Here is a 6,011-nt window from a genome sequence, read left to right as displayed (position 1 = left end):
CTCATACACCCATTTATAACCGTCGCCAGACAATGGAGCTCCAGTGGAAAAAAGAGACTTCAATTTGGATAAATCATATTTTCCCATCGGTTTGTTACCTAATTTCATGGAATTGGTAAGGAAAGGTGCACTTGTTCCAAAGAAAGTCATGCCTGTATCTTCCGCCAATTCCCAAAGGGCATCCATATTCGGAAAAGAGGGACTGCCGTCATAAAGGACGATGGTCCCCTCATTAAGCAAACCGCCCATAAGGAGATTCCACATCATCCAGCCTGTCGTCGTAAACCAGAATACAGTATCCCCGGAAGTCATGCCTTGATGGATTTTTGTTGATTTAAAATGCTCCAATAATATTCCGCCATGCCCTTGTACAATTGGTTTTGGCATCCCGGTTGTACCTGATGAATAAAGGATCCACAGCGGATGATCGAACGGAACACTTTCAAAAGATAATTCTGCCTTTTCTTCTAAAAGGTCATCCCAAGGAATCACATCTTCCAGATTCACTTCCAAAATCTTTTTTTCTATGTAAGGAACCAAAACGGTATGCTTGACAGTGACCAATTCCTGTATAAGCTGTGAGACGACTGATGTTTTATCATATACATTTCCATTGTACTGATACCCATCAACCGCCAGTAATACAACCGGTTCAACCTGTTTGAAACGATCTATGACACTTCTTGCCCCAAAATCAGGTGAGCAACTGGACCAGATGGCACCTATGCTTGCTGTTGCCAAGAAAGCTATGACCGCTTCAGGAATATTCGGCATATAGGCAACAACACGGTCACCGGATTTCACACCAAGTTTCCTTAATGAATGGGCGACAGAAGCTACTTTTTCTTTCAGCTCTTTCCAGCTGACCTCTTGCTTCCTGATATGTTCTGAACGAAAAAAAATCGCCGTTTTCTCTTCTTGATCATTCAATAATGCATTTTCAGCATAATTAAGCCTTGCCCCCTCGAACCATTTCGCACCTGGCATCGATTGCTCGGCTAATACCCTATCATATTTCCTGGCTGCTTTTACATCACAATATTCCCAAAGTGAAGCCCAAAATTCCTCCAGTTCATCTACCGACCATTTCCATAATTCATGATAATCATGAAATGTTAAACCTTTTTTTTCTTTTAACCATTTCACATATTGAGTCAATACCGTTTGCTCGATTTGTTCCATTGTCGGTTCCCAAATGATTTGCCCATCAGTAAGCGATTTCATTTCGTCATCTCCCTTAGGTATCAAATGCGTTATTGAATCATTTCATAATATTGGTATTTTACTTAAATTGTAATCTATGAGTTTAAAACCGTCAATTTACACTAACTTAAATAAGCTCGTTTCTATGTATGGGCAGGTTAATAGTGAAACATGTCCCTTTCCCTTGTACGCTTGATACATGTACCGTTCCATCCATACTTTTGATAACGCTATACGAAACCATCATGCCTAATCCCGTCCCTTTATTTTTTGTCGTGAAGTAAGGCTCACCTAAACGGTATATTTGTTCCTGTGTCATTCCAATTCCTTGATCTTGGATCTTAATTTGGATGGTGGAGGCTGCATGAAATAAATGAATGTATATTTCGCCATCATGGTCCATCGATTCTATTCCATTCTTTATGATATTGAACAAGCATTGCTGGAATTTCTTCCTTTCACCCATGACATAATTAGCCCTATCTTCGAGAAGGAATAACTTCAATTTTATTCCATTATTATCAGCAAAGGGTTTTATGCTGTCCACGACATGCTGAATTTCCTCGGATACCCTTAATCGCTCTGTGTTTTCAGGGCTTATGGCAGCAAACGTCAAATAATCATTAATCACATCCGTGGCCCGATCTAATTCATTCAGTGCAATATTTGCATATTTGACCTTTGTATGGGAAGACACGTCTTCGCTTAACATTTGAATATATCCCCTGGTAACTGTAAGGGGATTTCTGACTTCATGAGATATGCTTGCAGCCAGATGACTGACGACCTGCATTTTTTCCGCTTTCACTAATTTTTCGAGAACCTGAAAATTAGTGAGGATGACTTCCCATAATAAGATTACAACAACGATTCCTATGACATGGATCGTGAAGTATTGTTTCCATAGACTTATCCCGATAGTAAGTTCAAATACTTCTGTTGAAATAAACTGTGTGAGAATTTGAACAATGAATATTAATGATATACCCATGCAGATTTTTTTACTTACAGACATTTTAAGATAGTATTTAGATATAAAAAACAAGGAAACTCCAATGAGTGGAAAAGTGATGCATGAGATATAAAATCCATTTTCCCCCCCTGATATATAGCGAATAAGAAGAGTGATGACGATCAATATGATTCCTAACCGATAGCCTCCATATAAACCGCCTAAAAGAAAAGGGATCCATCTGAGATCCCAAACAAAATCCTCTTCCATAACAACGGGAAATAGCATGCATAGAACAAGTGAAAGAATAGGGAAAATAGATAGGAAGGATCCTTTTAATGCATCTAAACGATATACATACTTCACTAGATAGCTCATTTGCAGTAAAAAGATCGGAAAAAGGATAATTAAAAAGTTAATCAGTAAATCTTTTGTCATAAGATTCATTTATACACCGAACTTTCGATATTTTTCGAAGATTTAGACAGGTATATCAATAATAACAAGATAGAGAATGATATGCTAGTGAAATTTCCATGCAGGAGTAAAAAAAGATGTAGCTAGAGGCGAGATGATTCAAGGATAGAAAAAAACACTGAAACGACGAAGTCATTTCAGTGCCATCAAAATATCCGAATATAATCTTAATAAAGAGCTGACTTTGCGAGCATGGTGATTGTCGCATCATCCATCGGAGGATTATGAAGTCCTGCGCGTACATCCCTATAGTAACGTTGCAGGGGATTATTTCGTTGTAAACTTTTGGCTCCGACGACCCTCATCGCTTTATCGACGATGGAAATCGATTTGTTGACGACCGATAACTTAACAGCACCCAATTGCTTCGATAATTCATCATGATCTTCAGGGTTCCGCACCCATTTTTCTGCGACGGAGTACAGGAAATGGTGTGCTTCTCCCAATTCCAGTTCCATCTCCCCAATTGTCCTTTGAACATTCGGAAGGTCCCTGATTGGTCCTGGTAAGCTATTGGGAGAATAGGTTTTTGCAAATTCGACTGCGTAATTTCTGGCTGCCACCGCGATTCCCAAGTAGCAGGCCGGTATATGTAATAGCCATGCTTCAGGTTTTCTTTTTTCACCTGGATTGCTTTTCATGACATAATACTTTTCAGGCAGGCTGACGTCATTTAACACCAAATCATGACTTCCTGTCCCCTGCATGGAAATCATATCCCAAGTTTCTTCTATACTTACCCCCATTACATCGCGATGAATTAAAAATGTGCCTAGCCGCTCATCCTCGGGAACCCATGCCGTTACTAGAAAAATATCAAGGACAGGAGAGAGTGTAGTAAAGGTCTTTCTGCCATTCAACTTCCATTGCTGACCCTTTTTGATGGCGATCGTTTCCGGTCGGCCTCCGCGCGTCGGGCTTCCCGTTCCAGCCTCGGATGCCGCCGTGTTGATGAGAGCGCCTTTCGACACTTCATCAAACAATTCATCCATGACTCCTTTTTCCCACGGTCTCTTCACCGTTAAGGATAGGACCGTTCCAACATGCCAGCCTATCCCTAAGGCTGTTGGGCCGCAATATTGGGCTATTTTTTCTTGGCAAAGGAGAAAATCATATAAGGAACCGCCATATCCGCCATCTTCTTTTGCTAATGTTAATTGGGGATATCCAAATTCCTTTAACTCCTGAATGTTTTCAAAAGGAAATCCATTTGAATCATCAAGCGCTTCAGCTCGGCTGGAAAAGGACTGAATCGCTTCCTCTAATTTTTGTATATATTCCTTTTGCTTCCGTGATTGAAAAAACGACATGAAGATCATCCCTCCTGTAGAAAATCCTGAACCATACAGCAGCAGAAACAGAACTGCGAACTCCACTTTATCATATCACCTTAGTGTAGTTTATAGTTTGAATTTGCCCATTAAGAGTCAATATCTTCATTTTTATATTCTTTGTTCGCATTCTTGTAAGCTTCCTTCGCCTGATCAATATCTTTGTTTTCGAGAAAGTAAGCTATCGCTGCTTGCCCGATTCCATATGTGACCGCGCCCGCTACGGCACCGGAAACGGCTAGACCAGCTCCTGGGATGAAACGGACTGCAGCCCTGACACCTTCTCTGACAAGGAGACCGATTCCAACATTGACCCCTAATGCCGCAATGAATTCACTTGCCGTTTTCGTATTGATTTCTTTATCCGCGATAAAACCAATCACCACAATCATCAAACCTTGAATGCCAGTCAAAATGGGAAAATCAGCGAAAGGTATTGGCTCTGCACCGATTATACCGGCTATTGCCGTAAACGTTCCCACTATCGTCCGCGCGAATTTCTTCTTAACGAATTGACTCTGCATCGCTTTGGCAGTCTTCAGCTTCGCTTCACTGGGTAAGGCCTCGATCAAGTAATCAGAAAGCAATTCTATGTTCCAACGCATATCATATTCAATATTTCCGCCTTCATCAAAATCAATATACGAACAAGTAGGAATGATGTTCAATAATGGTATATCACTCTCTTTAAATCGTTTTGACATCAAAGCGATGGCTTCATCAATATTTTGTTTTTTCTTAGGATTGGCATCAAAAGGTACTTGTTTATAATGTGGCGGATCTAATTCATCCACTTGTGTGATCACACAGATGACAGGTACATCATAATGGTGATTCTCTTTAACGATTTTGCGCAGCTTTTTCAACTCTTGTAAATCTTCTTCAATCCGTGAATCAGCTTCTTTTGCCTTAATCAAGAAAAGAAACACATCAGGCTGTTCTTCGGTTACCGCTTTTATCAATTCATCCATTGGTGTTTCTTCTTCGAACTCTTCAGTAGGAGCTTCACTCTCTCCCAGCCCCCTGGAGTCCAGCAAACGGATTTTGGGCTCGGCATCACTCGGGTACCATAGCCATTTTCCCTTACCCGTTCCAGATTTAACGGAACTGACATATTGCCGTTCCTGTCCAAACATCGCATTGATCAGTGATGATTTTCCGGAACCTCGCCTTCCGACAAGAGCAATTCTCGGTTCCCTTGCATCAACTGTCATTGTTTTTAACTTTAAGAGCTGGTCGAGCATTTTGTTCTTTTTCGATTGTGAAATGGGCAGCTTATTTACCTGGCCTTTAATGAAACTGAATAGGCTTCCCATTTCTTCGTTTTTTTCCACCATCAGTCATTCCCCCTTGTTAAGAAGTTTTTTAAGTAACATTTACCCTGAAACGAACCAATTTAAGCATGTAACTCCAATCTCCTTGCAAAATTAAGGGGTTCCATTTCATATATTCATTTAACTCTTTTCTTTTAGGAACATAACGACACTGGCCATATATTTTTGGATTTCCTGGACTTGAAAGGCTGCAGAATCCGCAATCTGTTTGTAATGATGCTGTCCTTCATCGGTGATTCGTAAATATCGTTTAGTTCGTTTTTCACTTTCCCATCTGCCGACAAGAAGGCCGTTCTCTTCCATTTCATGAGATAAATCGTACAAATACCCGTTTGAAGCAATCCAACCGAACTGATTTTTAAGCAGATCGCCAATTTCCCCCATGTAAATAGGCTTCTTAGTGAAAGCGGCTTTTAAAGTTACATAACGGACAAGGTCTTTCACCGATATTATTTTCGAGAAATACGACCTGTATTCTTCTGGCAGTTCATTAATGACCGGTGGGTTTTCACCAGAACCCCTTAAATCGAACATGAAGCGATCAATGACCTTTTTCACTTCTGAAAACCGTTCCAGGAAATTTTCTTGGTACCATATGTAAAGTTCTTTGCCTTTTTCAGTAATTTGATAATAATTTCTTCCCTTATCCGTATATAATGATAAATGGTTGGATTCGACTAGCGTATTGGATATTTTACATAGATAGTCATAGCC

Annotated in this window: 5 protein-coding genes; all 5 read right to left on the bottom strand. The window is 40.2% G+C overall.

The annotated features are described in order from the left end of the window. A partial coding sequence (locus tag ACFVSH_RS21945; protein ID WP_387707808.1) for an acetoacetate--CoA ligase occupies positions 1–1,224 on the bottom strand: 1,224 nt, incomplete at its 3' end. Positions 1,225–1,330: 106 nt separating this feature from the next. Beyond that, positions 1,331–2,602 carry an ATP-binding protein gene (locus ACFVSH_RS21940; RefSeq protein WP_387707806.1) on the bottom strand — a complete coding sequence of 424 codons (1,272 nt, stop codon included), beginning with the start codon at positions 2,600–2,602 and terminating at the stop codon, positions 1,331–1,333. A gap of 197 nt (positions 2,603–2,799) precedes the next feature. Next, positions 2,800–3,942, bottom strand: a complete 1,143-nt coding sequence (locus ACFVSH_RS21935; RefSeq protein ID WP_387707804.1) for an acyl-CoA dehydrogenase family protein — start codon at positions 3,940–3,942, stop codon at positions 2,800–2,802. A gap of 110 nt (positions 3,943–4,052) precedes the next feature. Continuing rightward, a complete protein-coding gene (locus ACFVSH_RS21930) occupies positions 4,053–5,300 on the bottom strand; it encodes a GTPase family protein (protein WP_387598540.1) in 1,248 nt (415 codons plus the stop codon). 117 nt (positions 5,301–5,417) lie between these two features. Beyond that, positions 5,418–6,011: PadR family transcriptional regulator (locus ACFVSH_RS21925; protein ID WP_387707802.1), on the bottom strand; the 594-nt coding region annotated here is incomplete at its 5' end.

It is taken from the genome of Peribacillus sp. NPDC058002 (assembly GCF_042886655.1).
Classification (GTDB): Bacteria; Bacillota; Bacilli; order Bacillales; family DSM-1321; genus Peribacillus; species Peribacillus aracenensis.
This window is presented reverse-complemented; position numbering and strand designations above follow the sequence as displayed.

Bases quoted from the DNA above. Each gene is read 5' to 3' on its own strand.
- ACFVSH_RS21935 (WP_387707804.1), bottom strand. From the start codon at position 3,942: ATGTCGTTTTTTCAATCACGGAAGCAAAAGGAATATATACAAAAATTA.
- ACFVSH_RS21930 (WP_387598540.1), bottom strand. From the start codon at position 5,300: ATGGTGGAAAAAAACGAAGAAATGGGAAGCCTATTCAGTTTCATTAAA.
- ACFVSH_RS21940 (WP_387707806.1), bottom strand. From the start codon at position 2,602: ATGAATCTTATGACAAAAGATTTACTGATTAACTTTTTAATTATCCTT.